The organism is Mesonia sp. K4-1, from assembly GCF_008017825.1.
In the GTDB taxonomy this organism is placed as follows: domain Bacteria; phylum Bacteroidota; class Bacteroidia; order Flavobacteriales; family Flavobacteriaceae; genus Mesonia.
Map to the genome: position 1 here is coordinate 27,952 of NZ_VRLS01000086.1, position 19,850 is coordinate 47,801.

The window sequence follows — 19,850 nt, forward strand, 5'->3', positions numbered from 1 at the left end:
GTGAATCACATAGATAACCAGTAACGGTGCGGTAGAAAGATATGTTTTATAAGAAGATGTAATGAAATAATTGTTTGGTTATAACTACAAAGATGAGTGTTTTGAATTACAATACCCAATAAAAAAATCCACCGAAATTAATCGGTGGATTCTTATGATCAAAAAATATTGGCTAATTTTTTTTGAAGTATTATTTGATGATTAATTTTTGAGTTTGTCCTCCATCATTTTTAACGATGTATGTTCCTGCATTTAAACCGTCAACATTTATAAAAGTTGAGTTTTGTGCAGCCTTTATTTTTCTTCCTTGAATATCATATAACTCATAGGTGGTAGGTTGTGCAAAAAATACTCTAGAAGAGGTTGCTGGGTTTGGATAAATAACAAAGCTATTATCCATTTCAAAACTTTCAGTGGTTAAAACGTTATTCTCTAAAGTATAAACACTAATAGTTGCACTTACCTCATTGGCAATAACGATGAGCCCTTTGTTCTCAGCATTATTTTCGGGTGCTATGTATACAATACTTTCGGGAGCTAAATCCCCTAGATTTGCCAAGTCATCTTCTCCTGGAGTTACGCTTCTATTATTAAAATAACCTTCAAAAACTGGAGTATTTGGATTGGTAATATCGTAAACCATAAACCCGCCTACTCGTTCTAATGCAATAAAAGCATAAAATGTACCATCAATTTCTTGAACGATTACCGCTTCTGGTTCTGGTCCTTTATTGTCACTTCGGTTTTTTAATTCATTTTCATCATCTGTAGCATTGAAAATTGCATTGTAAACAGGATCTTCGGCAATGATACGCTCAAAATCAGATCCGCTATCGTAAACTTGAGTTCCTGTTGTAGCGTCATAGATACTAAAAGATCTTCCACCAAATACGTGAATTTCTTCATATTCTCCATCATTATCAATATCTCCAAACTCTGATGTTATTTTAATTTTACCTAAGTTTTCATCTAATTGTAAGAAATCTTGATTCGGGAATACACTTGCATCTAAAACAATATCTTCTATATTAACTTCTTCTTCAAAAGTGTCATATTCTCTAGCATCTCCTTCATTTGCTGTCACAACATATGTATTCCCATTAACTGAATAACTGGCAATAGCATCTGGCATATACATTCCTTTTATTGGCCAGTTTGCCATAAAGATAAAATCTTGCTCGTTAGAAGTATCTAATGCATTGTTTGGTAAGCTATGATCTTTTAATCCTAATGGTAAAATATTAGTAATTTGCATAGTTGTTAAATCTACTACAGCTATAGCGTTATTCTCTTGTAAACTTACCCAAGCTTTGGTATTATCCTCTGATACGGTAATATACTCTGGCTCTAAATCTTGAGATACAGTAGCATTAGGTCCAAATATTCTAACTCCGTCTGCTTTAAGTTGTGTTTCTTGAGTGTCGAAAGCATTAAAGTTAAGCGTAGTTACATTGGCTTGTGTAAGATTAGCCGTTGCAATGCTTAAATCTATAATAGAAATAGTTCCTTCAGGGTCTATGGTGTAATCAGAATTTGGTTCCCCTTCATTGGCCACCAATAACATACTTCCATCAGGAGAAAAGGTAATCATATCAGGTAATGAACCTACTTCTAAAGAAGTAATGATAACACCATTGGTATCCATAAAAACAACTTTTCCGTTAAGGTTTTTGTCATCAGGAACTGCTGTAGCAGCTACAAGTCCATTATGAACTGCAACACTTGTACTATTGTCACCATAAGAAGATAAATCTATAGTCGAAATAGAAGTGATATTTAGCGGATTACTAAAATCTAAAATCTCTACAGAAGCATTACCGCTATTCATCACAAATAAACGTTCTGTAATAGCATCGTGAGCAACAATTTCTGAACCTGGATTAGGTCCTGTAATCGCATAGCTTGTTGCAAAATTTATGTCTAAGCTATTCGTAGCAATTGGTGCGTGCGCTTCGTTATCTAAAATATAAACTACACTTAGGTTATCCTCTCCTAGATTTGCGTTTACCGGATTTGTTAACTCTAAAGCTAAAAAAGTATCTGCTTCTGCATCAGTGTTATCAGGAACATTTATGGTAATGGTTTGAGATAAATTTCCCGTCGTGGTAAAAGTTAATGTCTCATTGGTATACGTATAATGTTGATTGTCTATAGCTGTACTTTCATTTACTAAAATAGCAACGTCTATACTAGCGTCTGCGTTTGGTAATTCAGAAATATTTACGGTTAAGGTAGCAGTTCCAGAACCTTCAACGGCGCTAATGTATGCTTCGTCAAATTCTATTTCGGCAACGGTAGTTACTACTGGTGTAAAACTACCTAAGCTAACTATTGTACTCAATGCACTTGAAGAATTACATAAACCTTCACCGTCTAAACTGTTTAATGCTCCAAACGTCCAGTTGTTTACATCAAAACTTCCTGCATTTGCAGTAGAACTGTTATTTCTTAAATAATAAGAATCTAAGTGCTCCCAAGCAGTTCCACCTCCGTCTACATTTTCTTCTCCAAAGCGATCGATAACAACAGAATTGTTGTCTATAATTTGAAAAGCATCATTACCGTTAGAACTAATTACAGAACTTTCTATAACATTGGCGGTAATTCCAAATTCTGCGGTTAAAATGACTTGATCATTAGTTAGGTAAACAAATTCGTCGCTTTTAGTAGCAAGAGAGCTCAAATCTATGTTGGTAGAGTAGCCTCCACCATTAGATTGACGTTGAACGTTCCAACCTGTGAAGTCGATAGTTCCATTTACATAGATTTCTAACACTCTTCCATTTGCTCCACTACACGGAGAGTCTACATAACCCGTAATTAAGGCTTCTTGAGCGAAAGAAGTAATTGAAATAAGCGCTATTAAAATGCTTAAGTAAGTTTTTTTCATGAGTAAAGTTTTTGGTTTTAATTGTAAAGCAAAATTAGAGATTAGATCATAAGAGGAGTTAAATTTAAAGTTATCTATAATTTACTTTTAGGTGTACATCCTAGCGTAAGAGCTACTTACTTACAGTTTGGAAACTTTAATTTTGTTTAGGCTTAACAAAGCTTGTCTTTGATATGAATTTATTTCCCATTAGAAATAAAGATTACAATTCGTACCTTAAATGTTACAATTGAGTCACTTCTTTTTTAAAGATCAATCCTTTTAGAAGATATTTGCTCTATAATTAATGAAAACCATGAGTTTAAAACATATCAAAATATTATTTAGAATTACAATAGTCGTTAGTCTATTTATAGTGTTAATGGATTTTATTTTTAGTGGTTTTGATATTGCTGTGATCACTAATTGGAAAGATATTTTGATCACGGTTTTGTACACTTGTACGCTTACCTTAGTGAATTTTGCTTATTTTATTTTCCTTGACGGAAAACTCGACTGGAAAGTACAAAGTAAATCTAGGTTTGTATACGGTGTATTGGGATCTATATTACTTACGGTATTAGCCTATTTTATTTGTAGAGTTTTACACGTAGTCGTTATAGAGCAGCATTATAGTTTAAATAAATTTTTAACCGAAGAAAAAGCATCTTATTACTTATTTCCTTTTTTGCTTACCACTATCGTTACGCTATTTTTACATGCTTTTTATTTTTATAAAGCTATACAAGATAGTAAGGTAACCGAGCAAAAGTTAATTGCAGGAACAGCATCAGCAAAATTTGATGCTTTAAAGAATCAATTAGATCCGCATTTTTTGTTCAATAGTTTAAATGTGCTTACCTCGCTTATCGATGAAAACCCTCACGCAGCACAAGATTTTACCACCTCGTTATCTAAAGTTTATAGATACGTGTTGGAACAAAAAAACAAAGAATTAGTAGAAGTAGGAGAGGAGCTTAGTTTTGCTAAACGCTATATAGGTCTTTTAGAAATGCGTTTTGAAGATAGTATTCAATTTCATATAACCAGTGAAATTTTAAACCCTGAGGCTAAAATTGTACCTCTATCTCTTCAGCTATTGTTAGAGAATGCGGTAAAGCATAATGTTGTCTCACAAGATCAGCCTTTAGAGATTTCTATTTATGAAGAAAAAGGCTTTTTAATCGTAAAAAATAATTTACAGAAAAAAAATATATTAGGTAAAAGCTCTGGTTTTGGTTTACAAAATATTCAACAGCGGTATGCTCTATTGACCTCTAGAAAAATGCATATAGAAGCTACTAAGTCGTTTTTTATTGTAAAACTGCCTATGCTAACCAAAAGAGTAGAAATTATTAAAGAACCTATTAAATCTTATGAAGATATGACAAATCAAGAAAAATTAGAACGAGCACAAGAACGTGTAAAAGCAGAAAAAGGCTTTTATGGAAATTTAACCGCATACTGCATTATTATACCTTTTCTGTTTTTTGTGAATTGGTTTAGTAGCGGACTTCAGATTCCTTGGTTTTTATTTGCAGCCACAGGTTGGGGACTAGGATTGTTTTTTCACTATATGGAAGTCTTTAATTATAATCCATTATTTGGAAAAGACTGGGAACAGCGAAAAATTAGAAAATATATGGAAGAAGATGATTTTAAAAACTTATAATTTATAAAAGATGGAAACAAGAAAAGAATTACGTTACTACGAAGCAAAGAAAAGAGTAAAAGAGATGAAAGACTTTTATGTGCATCTATTCACATATATTGTAGTCATTGGCTTTTTAGCTTTTTTAAATTTTAGGCATGGCTTTGAAGCATATCCTTGGGTTTTGTGGCCTGCAGCAGGTTGGGGAGTAGGACTACTATTTAATGCAGCCAGTGCGTTTAGAATAAATCCTTTTTTTAATAAAAATTGGGAACGTAAAAAGATTGCTCAGTATATGCAAGAAGAAGGAGAAGAAGAGCCACATCAAAGATGGGAGTAAAATAACGGAATATGAATATAATTATAATTGAAGACGAAAAACCTTCAGCACGCAGACTGCAAAGAATGCTGGCTAAAATTGAAGTAGAGGTTATTACGGTACTACATTCAGTAAATAGTGCTATTTCTTGGTTGCTTACTAACCCTCACCCAGATCTTATATTTTTAGATATCCAATTAAGTGATGGTTTATCCTTCGAGATTTTTGAAGAAATAAGTCTAGAAAGCGCTATTATATTTACTACTGCTTATGATGAATATGCTTTGAAAGCATTTAAATTAAATAGTGTAGATTATTTATTAAAACCTATAGACCAAGAGGAATTAGAACACGCCTACAATAAGTTTTTAAAAAAATATAAGCAAAAATCATACGAGAATTTTCCCTTAACGGAATTACAAAAAATCCTCTCGGTTCCACAGCAAAAAGTCTATAAAAGGAGATTTATAACCAAGATAGGTCAGCATTTAAAAATGTTTCCCGTAGATGAAATAGCTTGTTTTTATAGCGAAAATAAAGGAACTTATTTGCAAACTACATCGGGGAGAAACTATTTGGTAGATTATACCTTAGAAAACTTAGAAGAAGAATTAGATCCCGACTTTTTCTATAGAATTAGCAGAAAGTATTTCGTGCATATTAATGCCATTGAAGATATGCTGAGTTATACTAATAGTCGTGTTCAGCTAAAGCTGAAAAAATTTGAAGATAATAAAGTTATTGTGAGTAGAGAAAGAGTAAAGGATTTTAAAAATTGGTTGGCGCAATAATTAATCTTCTAATCTATTTTCATTAAAAGCAGATGGTAATAATTGAGGTATAAATTTAATTAAAATGGGGAGTAAAACACTTCCGCCAGGCAGAATAAATATCGCTAGGGAAGGTATAGATTTGCAAATATCTAATAATTGACTCTTTACTTTTATACGTTCTTCATCGGTTAAGTTTTTATGTGTAGACTTAGAGAGTAGAATCACTAGCTCTTTACTTTCAAATAATTCTCGTAACAGTCTATTTTTATTTCTAAGCACCAATAGCCTAACCATTCTATGGGTGTTCTTGTATAGATTATTGAGGGCATGAGAATGTTGAAAGTAAGTAATTTGGTTTTTAAATTCCGTAAAGAAAGAAGTCATTTCTACTAATGAAGTATCAATAATATTTCTTTCTAATTGAAATTGGTCCCCTAAATTTTTTATAAATTTAATCTCTTCTTTTTCAATTTTTTCATCATTATAAGCCGTTATGCAAGCTAAATCGATGAGGTAATACTTCTCCAATACATCATTGGTAAGTTGTGCATTAAAACTATATTCTTTTGTGATTTCTAGCTTATGAAACCTGAACGAACTTTTTAAAACCTGAAGTATTAAATTATCATATTTAGTAGTTTCCTTTTTAGATTTAAATGATTGATAGACAATACTCGCCACCAGATACTCAAACTCTTGTAAATAAAGATGAATATTTTTTTTAGATCTTAAAAACTCCTGAAAAGCCAGAATATCTATAAAAAGTAAAGCATTTGTAATGAGGTGACTAAAATTCTTTTTAATAATAGAATTATTAATCTGTATTCTTTCTTGCAGAATTTTTTCTAACTTTTCTTCAGAAGAAATTTTCAATTTTAGAAAACTAAAAGGTGATGTGCTTTTCTTTTCTAAGTGAGTATAAAATAATATAATAGTTTCTATAGCCTCTTCTAATGAAGTTTGAGGGTTTTTTTGTTTGAATATAAAAAGTAAGGAGTCTAATATATTAATTTTTGTTAGCTCTTCTGTAGTATATTTAAAGTTGCTATTTTCTAAATGGGATATACTCTTAATACTGTTTGCGTAAATAAAACCACTAGCTCTAAGTTGGTGATAAAATTGATGTTCTGAAAAATTAAGAAGCGTTTTGTCCTTATTTAAGTGACGAAGGTGTTTTTTAATCCAACCAGAGGCCGATGGGTTCATTGAGAAATTTTAGGACAAATATAAAATTTTATCAAATTTAAAAACCAAACCTATAATTATTTCGTAAGTATTTGAAAGCGAGTTATAAAAATAGATTAGTCAAAGATTTTAAAAAAATTGCTATGAAATTTTAGATTAGTTTTTTTCAAGTTTTTTTGTTAGTTGAGAAAGGCCCTTCAAGAAATTGAAGGGCCTTTTGAATATAATTATAACCTTATTTTAAAATGTTCTTTTTCCTGTTCTTTTCTAAAGAATACCAATCCCCAAAAAAATGTATCGATACTTACTTTAACTTTTGGGTGCTTTTTAATTTCTTCCCAAGCTTCTTGCATTCCGCTAGACCAGTAGATGTCATCAAAGATAAATACGGTTTCATTGTGAATTAAGGGCAATAAAGCTTCAAAATATTCAAGGGTCGCCTCTTTGCTATGGTGACCGTCAATAAAGGCTAAATCTATTTTTTGAAAAGGAATGTTAGGAATTTGTTCTTTAAAGTCACCTACCGCTACTTGAATGTTGGTTAGTTGGTGTTTTTGAAAGTATGTTTTGGCTACTGCTGCGGTCTGGGAACAGCCTTCTATGGTATAAAGTTCGACAGGATTATTGCATGCGATACTAGCAGCGCCCATTCCTACAGAAGTTCCTAATTCTACAGCAGTATTCATCTGAAAATAATGCGTTAACCGATTTAGAAATTTACTCCGTTTTAAAGTAGTTCCAGCATTTTTAGCAATGGCAGCGATTTTTCTTTTATCCTCATAAAACACCTGAGATCCTGCACCCAGATCTTTTACTTGGATAGACTGCTGATCATTCAAAATTTCTTGACGGAATTTTTTTAAAATAGGATAGGAGTTGTACTTCTTCTTATCATAAAAACATAAAGTGACTAGTTGATACACAAAAGGAGAGTGTACCCCATGTTGATTGGAGCTTTTCCACCAAAAATTCGGATATGATTTAAGTAAGTGCTTCAAGGCTTTCAAATCTCAAGAGTGCGTAAAAATAGAGATTATAGTTTATCTTTTAAAAAATTTGTATGCTGTAATTTTTATATAGTCTGAGATAGATAGGAAGAAGTGGTGATTTTCTTAAAAATTCTAACCCCTGTTAAAGTAGATTTCTCAATCGTTCCTCTTTCGAAGTGACAATCGCTACCTGTCATATTGAGTGCAGCGCAGCGGAGTAGAAATATCTTTTAAAATTCTAACTCTTGTTTAAACAGATTTCTCAGTCGTTCCTTCTTCGAAATGACAAACTTGTCGAAATGACAATCGCTTACTGTCATATTGAGCGCAGCGCAGCGGAGTAGAAATATCTTTTAAAAATTCGAACTCCTGTTTAAACAGATTTCTCAGTCGTGTCTCCTTCGAAATGACAGGTTACAATTTTTATTAAGCAGCTTTCTCATTCATGCCTTCTTCGAAATGACAAACTTGTCGGAATGACAATCGCTTACTGTCATATTGAGCGCAGCGCAGCGGAGTTGAAATATCTTTTAAAAATTCGAACTCCTGTTTAAACAGATTTCTCAATCGTTCCTCTTTCGAAATGACAGGTTACAATTTTTATTAAGCAGCTTTCTCATTCATGCCTTCTTCGAAATGACAATAGAAATTAATCCTCTCCTTCCATAATCGCTGAAAGTTCAAACCAGCGTTCGGTTTTTTGATCAATCTCATCGATGATTTTTTGTAAGGCTATAGATTTTTCTTTGATCTGTTCTTCGGTTAATTCTTGTAAAAACTCCTCTTGCAAAGTCTCTTTTTTACGCTCTAGTTGAGGTAAATCTTTTTCAATGCGCTTAAATTCTTTCTGCTCGTTATAACTGAGTTGTGCATCGGCGGTGGTGGCTTTCCAATCGCTTTTAGAATTTGCTTTTGTCTTTTCAGTAACTGGACTAGTACTACTATCATAGACTCTAAAATCGCTATAATTTCCAGGAAAATCTTCTACTTCTCCATGGCCTCTAAAAACAAATAAGTGATCTACAATCTTATCCATAAAGTAACGGTCGTGAGAAACCACCAACAAGCAACCAGGATAATCTAAAAGAAAACTTTCCAAGACATTGAGGGTTACAATATCTAAATCGTTGGTTGGCTCATCGAGAATTAAAAAGTTAGGATTCTGAATAAGAATGGTACATAAATATAAACGTTTGCGCTCTCCACCGCTTAGTTTCTCTACGTAATCATATTGCTTCTTTCTATCAAATAAAAAGCGTTCTAGCAACTGAGCAGCAGAAATTTGCCTTCCCTTTTTTAAAGGAATATATTCTCCAAATTCACGAATGACCTCAATTACTTTTTGACCTTCTTTAATGCGAATTCCTTTTTGGGTGTAATACCCAAATTTCACGGTTTCTCCAATGGTGATTTTTCCGCTATCCGCTTTTAAATTTCCGGTAAGAATATTAAGAAAAGTCGATTTACCTGTTCCGTTTTTACCGATAATTCCCAGTCGTTCTCCGGGTTGAAAATTATAGTTAAATTGATCTAATAATACCTTTCCGTCAAAGCTCTTAGAAATCTTATGGAGTTCCACGATCTTATTTCCCATACGTTCCATATTAAGCTCGAGCTGTACTTCGTGTTCATTACGTCGTTTGTGAGCATTGGCTTTAATATCGGCAAAATCGTCAATTCTCGATTTAGATTTGGTAGTTCGCGCTTTGGGTTGGCGACGCATCCAGTCGAGCTCTTTTTTATAGAGCTGTTTAGCTTTGTCGGTATTGGTTTTTTCAACTTCTACGCGCGCTTCTTTTTTATCTAGGTAATAACTGTAATTTCCTTTATAGGTGTAAAGCTGCCCGTCTTCTAATTCGATAATTTCATTACACACCCGTTCTAAAAAATACCGATCGTGAGTGACCATAAAAAGGGTAAAGTTTTGTTTTTTAAAGAAATCTTCGAGCCACTCAATCATTTCTAAATCTAAGTGGTTGGTAGGCTCATCAAGAATTAGCAAGTCAGGTTTATCTAGAAGAACAGTGGCTAATGCCAATCGCTTTTTTTGCCCTCCCGAAAGTTTAGACACCGATTGGTGAAGGTCTTCTAATTTTAGTTTAGATAAAATCTGTTTGTATTCTGTTTCAAAATCCCAGGCTTGTTTGGCTTCCATCAAATCGAAAGCTTTTTGATAAGCATCCGTATCTTCAGGATTGTTGAGCGCTTTTTCATATTGCTCAATAATACGAAGCACTTCATTGTCGGATGCAAATACCACTTGCTCTACCGTGAGTTTCGGATCCAGGTTGGGTTCCTGCGGCAAAAACGCTACCTTAATATCTTTACGATAAACTACTTTTCCTTCATCAGGAAGTTCGGCTTGAGACAATATATTTAGAAGGGAAGTTTTCCCAGTTCCATTTTTAGCAATAAGCGCAATTTTCTGTCCTTGATTGATTCCGAAGGATAGATCTTTAAATAAAATGCGTTCGCCAAATGCTTTGGCGATGTTCTCGATAGATGCGTAATTCAAGGCTTTTGATTTTTGTTGCAAATTAACAAGAAAATACTGAGTATTTTAGGTTTAGGTTTTATTATTAGGTCTTAAAAGTTATATTTGCTTCGTATAGAAATGTCATTTTTAATGAAGTTGATAAAGCTTATGTTGCTTTTTATCCTTATCGGAAGTTTTACTTCTTGTATAGGGACAAAGAAACTCACCTACTTACAAGAAAGTGAGCAGCAAGTAGATAGTCTCATGGCTATTAGACAAATTCAAAAGCCTTACCGCGTTCAAACGAATGATCTCTTAAGTATTCGGGTAAAAGCATTAGACCAAGAGCTGGTAGGTATGTTCAATCCTATCGATGATAATAATGTAAGTGCTACTGGCGAAGAACGTTTGTATTATGACGGATTTCTTGTGGATAATCACGGGAATATAAGGGTTCCTACCTTAGGAGAAATCAATGTCTTAGGATTTACCTTAGAAGAGATTCGACTTAAAATTGAAGAAGAACTTCTTACCAATTATTTTAAAGAAGAAGCCAATATATTTGTAACGGTAAAATTAGCAGGAATTCGCTATACCACGATTGGCGAAATAGGTTCTGGTAGTCAGGTGATTTATAAGGATCAAGTCACGATTATGGAAGCCATTGCCAATGCGGGAGATATCGAACTTACGGGAGACCGTACCGATGTGGTGGTTTTAAGGCAATATCCAGGCGGACAAAAAGTACACCATATCGATTTAACTGCTTTAGATGCTATTAATTCTCCTTATTATTATATACAACCTAATGATTTGATCATGGTCAAACCTTTACCTCAAAAAAGTTTAGGATTTGGGGTAAACGGATTGGAAACCTTTTCGGCCGTTGCCTCTGTAGTCGCTTTAATCACGTCCCTTATTTTACTTTCAAACCGATTGTGATGGAAGAAGAATTTGAAATTAATGACAGTACGACTGGGAATTTTGACTTTAAAGGGTTTATCCTCAAAGTGTTTAGTTATTGGTACATCTTTGTCATTAGTATTCTCATAGGGCTTGGAATAGCTTATTATATCAACGTAAGAAAGCTTCCGGTCTACCGTTTAAGCTCTCTTATTAGTATTAAAGACGATCAAAATCCTTTTTTTACTTCCAATACCAGCCTTACTTTTAATTGGGGAGGAACTTCCGATAAGGTGAGCACAGCAGTAACTACGCTCAATACCCGATCCCATAACGAACAGGTGGTAGAACGTTTGCAATATTATTTAGAATACTTAAGACAAGGAGAATACCAAAAAGTAGATGCTTACGGACAGACGCCTTTCCTTATTGAGGTGGATACTTCTCGTTTTCAAGCTTTGCATACCCTTATAGGCATTCGGCTTATCGATTCCTCTCGGTATGAACTGAGTTTAACTCGGGAAGAGCCAGGGAAGGTTTCCTTGATGCGTTACCATGATAAAGAACAGAGTTCCTTGTTTTTAGAAAACGGAACCTTTAAAAAAACTTTTAAGGTGGGGGAGTCAGTTCGTTTGCCTTTTGCTAATTTTACTTTAACTCGGTCTAAAAATCCATTAGTTACTGGAAAAACTTATTACATACAATTTTTAAATTTTGATAATGTCGTAAAGACTTATCAAAATATTCGAGTAGATGCAGAACAAAAAGGAGGCTCTGTATTATCACTTTCTTTAACGGGTAATAACAAGGAAAAGCTGGTAGATTATCTAAATGCCACAGCAGAGGTATTAAGCGATAATATGCTGAGACGGAAAAATTTATTTGCTACCAAGACCATTCAATTTATCGATAGCAGTTTGCAAGAGCGCTCTAAAGAGCTGAAAGGGGTAGAAGATGAAATGAATACCTTTAAAAAGAGTAATGCTATTATCGATATTACTGCTGAAGCACAAAATTTACGCGTAAAATTAACCGATTTTGATATTCAAGAACGAGATTTAAAACGCAGACTCAACTATTTGGTCACACTCGAAGATTATTTAGAATCTCGCAGTGACTATAGCAGTGTTCCCGCGCCTTCGGTTGCGGGAATAGTAGAATCTAGCCTCACCAATGGGGTTGCTCGCATCATTACCTTATCGGAAGAGCGAGAAAAATACCAATATAGCTTAAAAGAAGACAATCCTACCTTTGATGATATCGATCGGAAAATTAATGCTACCAAATCGGTTTTATTAGAAAACATCACTTCCTCTAAAGGATTATTAAAGTCTGAGTTAAATAATATCCGTACAGAAATTGCTGCTTTAGAAGCAGAAGTCGCTAACTTACCGCAAGAACAACAAGATTTACTTAAAATTGAGCGACGTTATAACATTAGCGAACAGACGTATAATCTATTTTTAGCCAAACGAAATGAAGCAGGTTTGGTCAAAGCTGCCAATGTAAGTGATGTACAAGTGATCGATGAAGCTAAAGATGTGGGAGGCGGGAAAATAGGTCCGAATACACAGTTGAATTATGTAATGGCTGTGTTGCTGGGAAGTGTTATCCCTTTGGTATTTGTTTTTGTCATCGTATTTTTAGACAATAAAATTAACAGTGCTAAAGATGTAGAGCGTTTATCTCCAGTACCTATTTTGGGAATGTTAGGGAAGAGTAGGCAATCGAGTAATTTGGTGGTGTATAATAAACCTAAATCGGCTATTGCTGAAAGCTTTCGAGGTTTACGCGCTAGTTTGCAATTTATCTATAAGCAGCAAGAAATTACGGGATGTAAAACCGTATTGATCACTTCTTCGGTATCTGGGGAAGGAAAGACATTTTGTTCTATGAATTTGGCTTCCGTATTTGCGATTAGCGGTAAGAAGACCATTCTATTAGGACTGGACTTAAGAAAGCCTAAGATTTTTGATGATTTTGAAATCACCAACCAGGTAGGGATAGTCAATTATTTAATCGGTCAAAAAAGCAGCGAAGAAGTTATACAAAAAACTAAGTACGATCATCTGGATATCATTACGGCGGGCCCTGTACCCCCTAATCCTTCAGAGTTATTGATGACCGATAAAATGGATGAAATCATAAAAGAGCTGCAAGCTACCTATGATTATATCATTCTCGATTCACCACCTGTAGGTTTGGTTTCTGATGCTTTAAATTTAGTAAAGTATGCCGATGCTTCCCTGTATATGGTCCGTCAAGGCTATACCAAACATGCCATGCTGGGGGTAATCAATGAGAAGTATAAAAAAGGAGAGGTAGAAAACATAAGTTTTGTCCTTAATTATTTCCAACAAAAAGCCAAGTACGGATATGGCTATGGTTACGGGTATGGTTACGGCTATGGGTATGGAAATTATGGGAATTATGGAAATGGATACCACGATGAAGAAAAAAAACAATCTCTATTTAATAAGGTCTTTAAACGGAAAAAATAAATGAAAAATCAACCACGCATTGCCATTATAGGCTTAGGTTATGTTGGACTTCCCTTAGCTGTAGCTTTCGCTGAAAAATATTCAGTAATCGGTTTTGATATCAATCAAAATCGCGTTTCTCAGCTTCAGCAGGGAACCGATCATACCTTAGAAGTATCTGATGAACATTTACAATCAGTTTTAAAGGTAGAGGAAGGTAAAGGCTTAGCACTATCTTATACTGCAGATTCTTTAGCTGATGCGGAAGTCTATATTGTTACCGTACCAACACCAACCGATAAAAATCACCGTCCGGTACTTACTCCCTTACAAAAAGCCAGTGAAACCATTGGTAAATACCTTAAAAAAGGAGACGTAGTCATCTACGAATCTACGGTTTACCCTGGAGTGACCGAAGAAGTATGTGTACCTATTCTAGAAGCGGTATCGGGATTAAAATTTAACGAAGACTTTTATGCGGGCTATTCCCCAGAACGCATCAACCCGGGTGATAAGAAACATACGGTGACTCAAATTTTAAAAGTCACTTCGGGTTCAACTCCAGCTATGGCTCAGCAAATTGATGAGTTGTACGCTTCTATCATTACTGCCGGAACCCATTTAGCACCGAGTATCAAAGTAGCAGAAGCAGCTAAAGTTATTGAAAATTCACAGCGGGATATCAATATTGCCTTTGTGAATGAGTTGAGTAAGATCTTTAGATTATTAGATATTGATACCGACGCCGTACTAGATGCGGCGGCGACCAAATGGAACTTTATTAAATTTACTCCAGGATTAGTGGGTGGTCATTGTATAGGGGTAGATCCTTATTATTTGGCACAACGCGCCCAAGAAGCAGGTTATAATCCCGAGATTATTTTGGCAGGAAGGCGTATGAACGATGGGATGGGTGCTTATGTCGCACAAGAAGTTATTAAGTTGATGGTTAAGAAAGAAGCGACAATTAAACGTGGAAAAGCCTTAGTATTAGGAATTACATTTAAAGAAAACTGTCCCGATGTCAGAAACACCAAAGCTATTGATGTCATCGATGCACTTAAAGAATACAATTTAGAGGTCGATGTATGCGACCCTTGGGCCAATCCAGAAGAGGTCAAATCTATATTTGATTTGGAATTGATCACCGATTGTAAGGATTTACAATGCACCTATGATACCATTGTATTGTGTGTTTCTCATCAAGAGTTTTTAGCCTTAGACTTTCAAGCCTTGCGCAAACCCGAAACGGTCATTTTTGATGTAAAGTCCTTTTTACCTAAAGAAATCATAGACGGAAGATTATAATGAAGTATACTACAGCATACCACACTCAAGATTTAAAAGACTATTCATTTCTTATCACGGGAGGAGCTGGTTTTATTGGCTCTAACTTGGTACAATATTTATTAGAACACGGGGCTAAGAAAGTCCGTGTTTTAGATAACTTGTCCAATGGCTATTATGCCAACATAGAAGAATTTGAAAACCACTCCGCTTTCGAATTTATGGAAGGTGACATTAGAGGTTTAGAGACTTGCAAAAAAGCCCTTAACGGAATAGATTATGTAAGTCATCAAGCTGCTTTGGGGTCAGTTCCTCGTTCGATTAACGATCCTATCACCTCTAATGATGTGAATGTGAGCGGATTTTTAAATATGTTAGTTGCTCAAAAAGAGAGTGATTCCGTAAAGCGATTGGTGTATGCAGCCTCTAGTTCTACTTATGGAGATAGTAAAACCTTACCTAAAGTAGAAGAACAGATCGGAAAACCTTTATCTCCATATGCGGTAACCAAATATGTGAATGAATTGTATGCCGATGTATTTGCCAAAACCTACGGAATAGAAATTATAGGTCTGCGTTACTTTAATGTATTCGGCCCTAAGCAAAGTCCGAATGGAGCCTATGCAGCAGTAATTCCATTATTTATGCAAGCTTTAAAAGATGGGGAAGCTCCTACGATAAATGGAGACGGAGAGCAAACCCGAGATTTTACTTTTGTAGAAAACGCCGTTCAAGCCAATATAAAGGCTTTGTTCGCTCCTCAAGATGCTGTCAACGAAGTCTATAATGTAGCTTATGGAGAACGCATTAGTTTGAACCAACTGTGGAAATCTTTACAAGAAGCCGCAGGGTCAGATTTAAAAGCAGAATACGGACCCTCACGTCAAGGCGATGTGCGTGATAGTTTGGCGAATATTCAAAAAGGAAAAGACAAATTAGGTTATGAGCCCCAATATAGCGTTCATAACGGATTACAAGTGACTTGGTCTAATTTTTAAATCCATAGAGTGTGAAACAGGAAGAGTGGTTATATGAAATTACACCCAAGCGAAAACTGATTGATCTCAATCTAAAAGAAATTTGGCGGTACAGAGATTTGCTTATTCTTTTTGTAAAAAGAGATATTGTCACTGTATATAAGCAAACCATTTTGGGTCCGCTTTGGTTTTTTATTCAGCCTTTGTTTACTTCAGTGATCTTTACCTTGGTGTTTAGTAACATTGCAGGGCTAAAATCGGGTGTGATTCCTTCTTTTTTGTTTAACCTAGCGGGAATTACTGCTTGGAACTATTTTAGGGAATGCCTTACGGGAACATCCAATACCTTTCGCGGGAATGCAGGAATTTTTGGAAAAGTCTATTTCCCAAGAGCCATTATGCCACTTTCAGTAACCATCTCCAATTTATTAAAATTTGGAATTCAATTGTCTATTTTTATAGGCTTTTACTTATATTATGTGTTGATCGGGAAAGATATAAGTCCGAATCTCTACCTGCTGCTATTTCCTGTATATGTATTGATGATGGCGTTGATGGGCTTAGGCTTAGGAATGTGTATTTCAGCCTTTACGACCAAATACCGAGATTTAACCGTGTTGGTAGGCTTTGCGACTTCATTACTCATGTATGTATCGGCAGTTCCTTTTTCCTTAGCAGAAGCTATCAAAAAAGTACCTGAATTAAGCTGGGCATTTCAATACAATCCCATTACGCAATTGATTGAAGGCTTTCGTTTTATGACGCTTGACTATGGAATGTTTACTTGGGGCGGATTTATATACGCATTAGTTTTTTCAATCGTTTTGTTTTTGGTAGGATTAATTATATTTAACAAAACAGAAAAGAATTTTATTGATACGGTTTAAGTTAGTAGTTAGCGGTTAGCTCTTAGCCCTAAGCGGTTAGCAGTTGATAGTTAACAGTTAACGGTAAACAGTTAACAATTAAAGGTTAGCATTTAGAAATGGAAACTAGGACGTAAGGTTTAAGAAAAAAGCAGAATTAAAAAAGATTAGTTGATAAAGTTACTATGAGTGATGTAATTCTTAAAGCAGAAAATATTAGTAAGCAATACCGACTGGGAACGGTAGGGACGGGTACCTTAAGCCATGACCTTAACCGTTGGTGGCATCAGCTTCGTGGAAAAGAAGATCCTTATACGAAGGTTGGAGCAGTCAATGATCGTAGTCAAAAAGCTACCGAAGATTATGTTTGGGCGATTAAAGACATTAGCTTTGAAGTAAAACGCGGAGAAGTTTTAGGGATTATCGGCAAAAATGGGGCTGGAAAATCAACTTTACTAAAAATACTCTCTAGAGTCACCGGCCCAACGACTGGTTCTATAAAAACCAGAGGACGCATCGCTTCTCTTCTAGAAGTAGGTACAGGTTTTCACCCCGAACTCACCGGTAGAGAAAATGTGTTCTTAAACGGAGCTATTTTAGGAATGACCAAAGCCGAAGTGAATGAAAAACTAGAAGAAATTATTAGTTTTTCAGGATGTGAAATGTATATTGATACTCCTGTAAAACGTTATAGTAGTGGCATGCGGGTACGTTTGGCTTTTGCCGTCGCTGCCCATTTAGAACCTGAAATTTTAGTGATCGATGAGGTCTTAGCCGTAGGAGATGCGGAATTTCAAAAAAAGGCAATCGGGAAAATGCAAGACATTTCCCAAGGCCAGGGAAGAACGGTATTGTTTGTCAGTCATAATATGGAATCGATACAGCAATTGTGTACACGCTGTTTAGTTTTGGAGAATGGTACTTCTGTTTTTGAAGGAGAAGTAGATAAAGCGATTAGTTTTTATCTAGATAAATCAAAAACTGAAAATAATATAGAGTTACCATTTAAAGTTAATGGAATTTCTATATTAGAATATAAAATTAAAGACTTTTTAAATAACAAATCTTCAGGTCTTCTGTTGGGAAAAGGTTTTGAAATTTTCTTGAAGTTAAAAAATATCTCCCGACAAGACTTTCACCTCAATATACGTTTTCAAATCTTCAATGAAAAAGAAAAGCTTATTACAACATTTAATACCTTTCATGTAAATAAGACTACAATTTTAGAAAGTAATGCAACTAAAATTTTTGATTGTAAAATCTTAAAAAATCAAATTTCTGCTGGTTCCTATAGTGTAGGGATTCAATTACTAGATTTAAATAATAGAAGCATACTTTTTGAAAATGAAAATTGGGATAATATAGAGATTGATAACGGTGATTTCTACAATACAGGTAAATTACCTAGTATAAAAAATAAAGGAATATTTTCGATGGATTACGAATGGATTATAAATTAGAAAATGATATCACATCAACAAAAAATGATTTTTATCCATATTCCTAAATGTGCGGGTTCTAGCATTAGAGATTATTATTTTAATGCTCCTAAATTAGACTGGAAAACTCCTAATTATGATTTATTGTATGGATGGTGCCCTAAACGTAAATTGCATTTACAGCATGCTACAAGTCAACAATTACTAGAAACAGAACTTATTTCAGAAGAAGTTTTTAAAACTTACTTTAAATTTACCTTTGTAAGAAACCCATATGATCGTTCATATTCTGATTATTTATGGATACAAAAAGATCGAAAAATAACAGGCAGTTTTAAAGATTATATTTTTGCGAAGGGATCATTTAATCATGTTTTAAATAATCAGGAAAATAAAGAATATAGAGGAGATCATGTCTTACCGCAAACTGATTTTTTCTACACAGAAGGAGAATTTAAAATTAACTTTTTAGGACATTTTGAAAATTTGCAACATGATTTGAAGTTATTAAATCAAGAACTTGAATTTAGAAAACCTTTCACTCAGCATTCAAAAAAAAATAAAAAAAGATTTTCACATTATTCTTTTTTTTATACCGGCAGGAAGAAAAGGTGGGTAGAAGAAAAATACCATAAAGATTTATCCCTACTAAACTATCATTTTGAGGATTACAAAAAAGGTTTTCAAAAAATAAAAAATTATTTTTAATGAAAACAAGCATCATTATCGTTACGTATAATGGAATGAAATGGATATCAAAATGTCTGGCCTCAATTCCTACAGAGTTTTCGGTTATTGTTGTAGATAATAATTCTACTGATGGTACGGTTCAATTTATTCATCAAAATTATCCGCAATTTATAATTTTTGAAGGAAAGCAAAATTTAGGATTCGGACAAGCTAATAATAGAGGCATAAGTTATGCCTTACAGCAAAATGCCGATTATGTGTATTTGCTCAATCAAGATGCTTATTTAGAAGAAGATACCATTCAAAAATTAATTAATATTCATCAGCAATATCCAGAATATGGGATTTTAAGTCCTATTCACACCAATGCATCTCAAACCAAGTTGGATGCCCGATTTTCTAATTATGTAGGATTTAAATATAATTCAGATTTCTATTCAGACTTTGTTTTGGATAACAATAAGAAAGAAATTTATTCTGTACCATTTGTTAATGCTGCTGGTTGGTTACTACCTAAGAACACCTTACTTAACGTAGGAGGTTTTGATCCTATCTTTTTTCACTATGGTGAAGATGATAATTATTGTCAACGTGTACGTTATCATAACTTAAAAATAGGTGTAGTGCCAAATGCATTTATGGTTCACGATCGGGAAGATAGAAAAGAAAATAAATTAAGTAAAGGAAGTAAAGCATATTTTAAAAATAAAGAGAAAAATTTAAAGGTCAAATATGCAAATATCAATTTAAATGATTTTGAAAAGTACGATGAATTACTTGCTAATTGTAGAAATAATATGTGGAAACAATTTTTTTTATTTAAGTTTAAGAATGCAAAATGGCACAGATTGGTACTAAAATTTTTAAAGAGTATAAAAGAGGAAATGAGACAATCCATTGAATTTAATAGAAAAAAAGGAACTTGGTACCTTGATAGCTAAGAATT

Annotated in this window: 15 protein-coding genes; 11 read left to right on the forward strand and 4 right to left on the reverse strand. The window is 34.2% G+C overall.

Annotation, left to right across the window (positions count from 1 at the left end; all coding sequences use genetic code 11):
- Positions 1-190: 190 nt before the first annotated feature.
- On the reverse strand, positions 191-2,890 hold the full coding sequence (locus tag FT986_RS12420) for a choice-of-anchor I family protein (protein ID WP_147865329.1): 2,700 nt from the start codon (positions 2,888-2,890) through the stop codon (positions 191-193).
- A 295-nt stretch (positions 2,891-3,185) separates the two neighbouring features.
- Between FT986_RS12420 and FT986_RS12425 the strand changes: the two genes are divergently transcribed.
- The 3 genes from FT986_RS12425 to FT986_RS12435 are packed head-to-tail and all read left to right on the forward strand — an operon-like array spanning position 3,186 to position 5,630.
- A complete protein-coding gene (locus tag FT986_RS12425; RefSeq protein WP_147865330.1) occupies positions 3,186-4,541 on the forward strand; it encodes a 2TM domain-containing protein in 1,356 nt (451 codons plus the stop codon).
- A 10-nt stretch (positions 4,542-4,551) separates the two neighbouring features.
- Positions 4,552-4,860, forward strand: a complete 309-nt coding sequence (locus FT986_RS12430) for a 2TM domain-containing protein (protein WP_147865331.1) — start codon at positions 4,552-4,554, stop codon at positions 4,858-4,860.
- 11 nt (positions 4,861-4,871) lie between these two features.
- The gene (locus tag FT986_RS12435; protein WP_147865332.1) at positions 4,872-5,630 is read left to right on the forward strand and encodes a LytTR family DNA-binding domain-containing protein; all 759 of its coding nucleotides are present in this window, start codon (positions 4,872-4,874) and stop codon (positions 5,628-5,630) included.
- Here the strand turns inward: FT986_RS12435 and FT986_RS12440 are convergent, their stop codons facing one another.
- The 3 genes from FT986_RS12440 to FT986_RS12450 form a co-directional block, all read right to left on the reverse strand.
- On the reverse strand, positions 5,631-6,818 hold the full coding sequence (locus tag FT986_RS12440; protein WP_147865333.1) for an LETM1-related biofilm-associated protein: 1,188 nt from the start codon (positions 6,816-6,818) through the stop codon (positions 5,631-5,633).
- Between the two features lie 206 nt (positions 6,819-7,024).
- Entirely contained in the window at positions 7,025-7,795 is a 771-nt protein-coding gene (locus FT986_RS12445; RefSeq protein WP_147865334.1) for an O-methyltransferase, read from the reverse strand.
- A gap of 640 nt (positions 7,796-8,435) precedes the next feature.
- Positions 8,436-10,301: an ABC-F family ATP-binding cassette domain-containing protein gene (locus FT986_RS12450; RefSeq protein WP_147865335.1), complete on the reverse strand. Its 1,866-nt coding sequence runs from the start codon at positions 10,299-10,301 to the stop codon at positions 8,436-8,438.
- 111 nt (positions 10,302-10,412) lie between these two features.
- On the opposite strand from FT986_RS12450, the gene FT986_RS12455 reads away from it, so the two are divergent.
- The 8 genes from FT986_RS12455 to FT986_RS12490 all read left to right on the forward strand — a co-directional run bounded on the left by FT986_RS12455 (position 10,413) and on the right by FT986_RS12490 (position 19,845).
- Positions 10,413-11,204 (forward strand): polysaccharide biosynthesis/export family protein, encoded by a 792-nt coding sequence (locus FT986_RS12455; RefSeq protein WP_111541478.1) that lies wholly within the window; start codon positions 10,413-10,415, stop codon positions 11,202-11,204.
- Positions 11,204-13,666, forward strand: a complete 2,463-nt coding sequence (locus tag FT986_RS12460) for a tyrosine-protein kinase (RefSeq protein ID WP_147865336.1) — start codon at positions 11,204-11,206, stop codon at positions 13,664-13,666. The genes FT986_RS12455 and FT986_RS12460 overlap by 1 nt, the downstream gene beginning before the upstream one ends.
- Positions 13,667-14,953, forward strand: coding sequence for a nucleotide sugar dehydrogenase (locus tag FT986_RS12465; RefSeq protein WP_147865337.1), 1,287 nt, complete (start codon positions 13,667-13,669; stop codon positions 14,951-14,953).
- Positions 14,953-15,930: an SDR family oxidoreductase gene (locus FT986_RS12470; protein WP_147865338.1), complete on the forward strand. Its 978-nt coding sequence runs from the start codon at positions 14,953-14,955 to the stop codon at positions 15,928-15,930. The genes FT986_RS12465 and FT986_RS12470 overlap by 1 nt, the downstream gene beginning before the upstream one ends.
- Positions 15,931-15,941: 11 nt before the next feature.
- The gene (locus FT986_RS12475) at positions 15,942-16,796 is read left to right on the forward strand and encodes an ABC transporter permease (RefSeq protein ID WP_147865339.1); all 855 of its coding nucleotides are present in this window, start codon (positions 15,942-15,944) and stop codon (positions 16,794-16,796) included.
- 164 nt (positions 16,797-16,960) lie between these two features.
- On the forward strand, positions 16,961-18,235 hold the full coding sequence (locus FT986_RS12480) for an ABC transporter ATP-binding protein (protein ID WP_147865340.1): 1,275 nt from the start codon (positions 16,961-16,963) through the stop codon (positions 18,233-18,235).
- Between the two features lie 3 nt (positions 18,236-18,238).
- Entirely contained in the window at positions 18,239-18,922 is a 684-nt protein-coding gene (locus FT986_RS12485; protein ID WP_147865341.1) for a sulfotransferase family 2 domain-containing protein, read from the forward strand.
- On the forward strand, positions 18,922-19,845 hold the full coding sequence (locus FT986_RS12490; RefSeq protein WP_147865342.1) for a glycosyltransferase family 2 protein: 924 nt from the start codon (positions 18,922-18,924) through the stop codon (positions 19,843-19,845). Before FT986_RS12485 ends, FT986_RS12490 begins: the two co-directional genes overlap by 1 nt.
- The last annotated feature ends 5 nt before the right edge of the window (positions 19,846-19,850 follow it).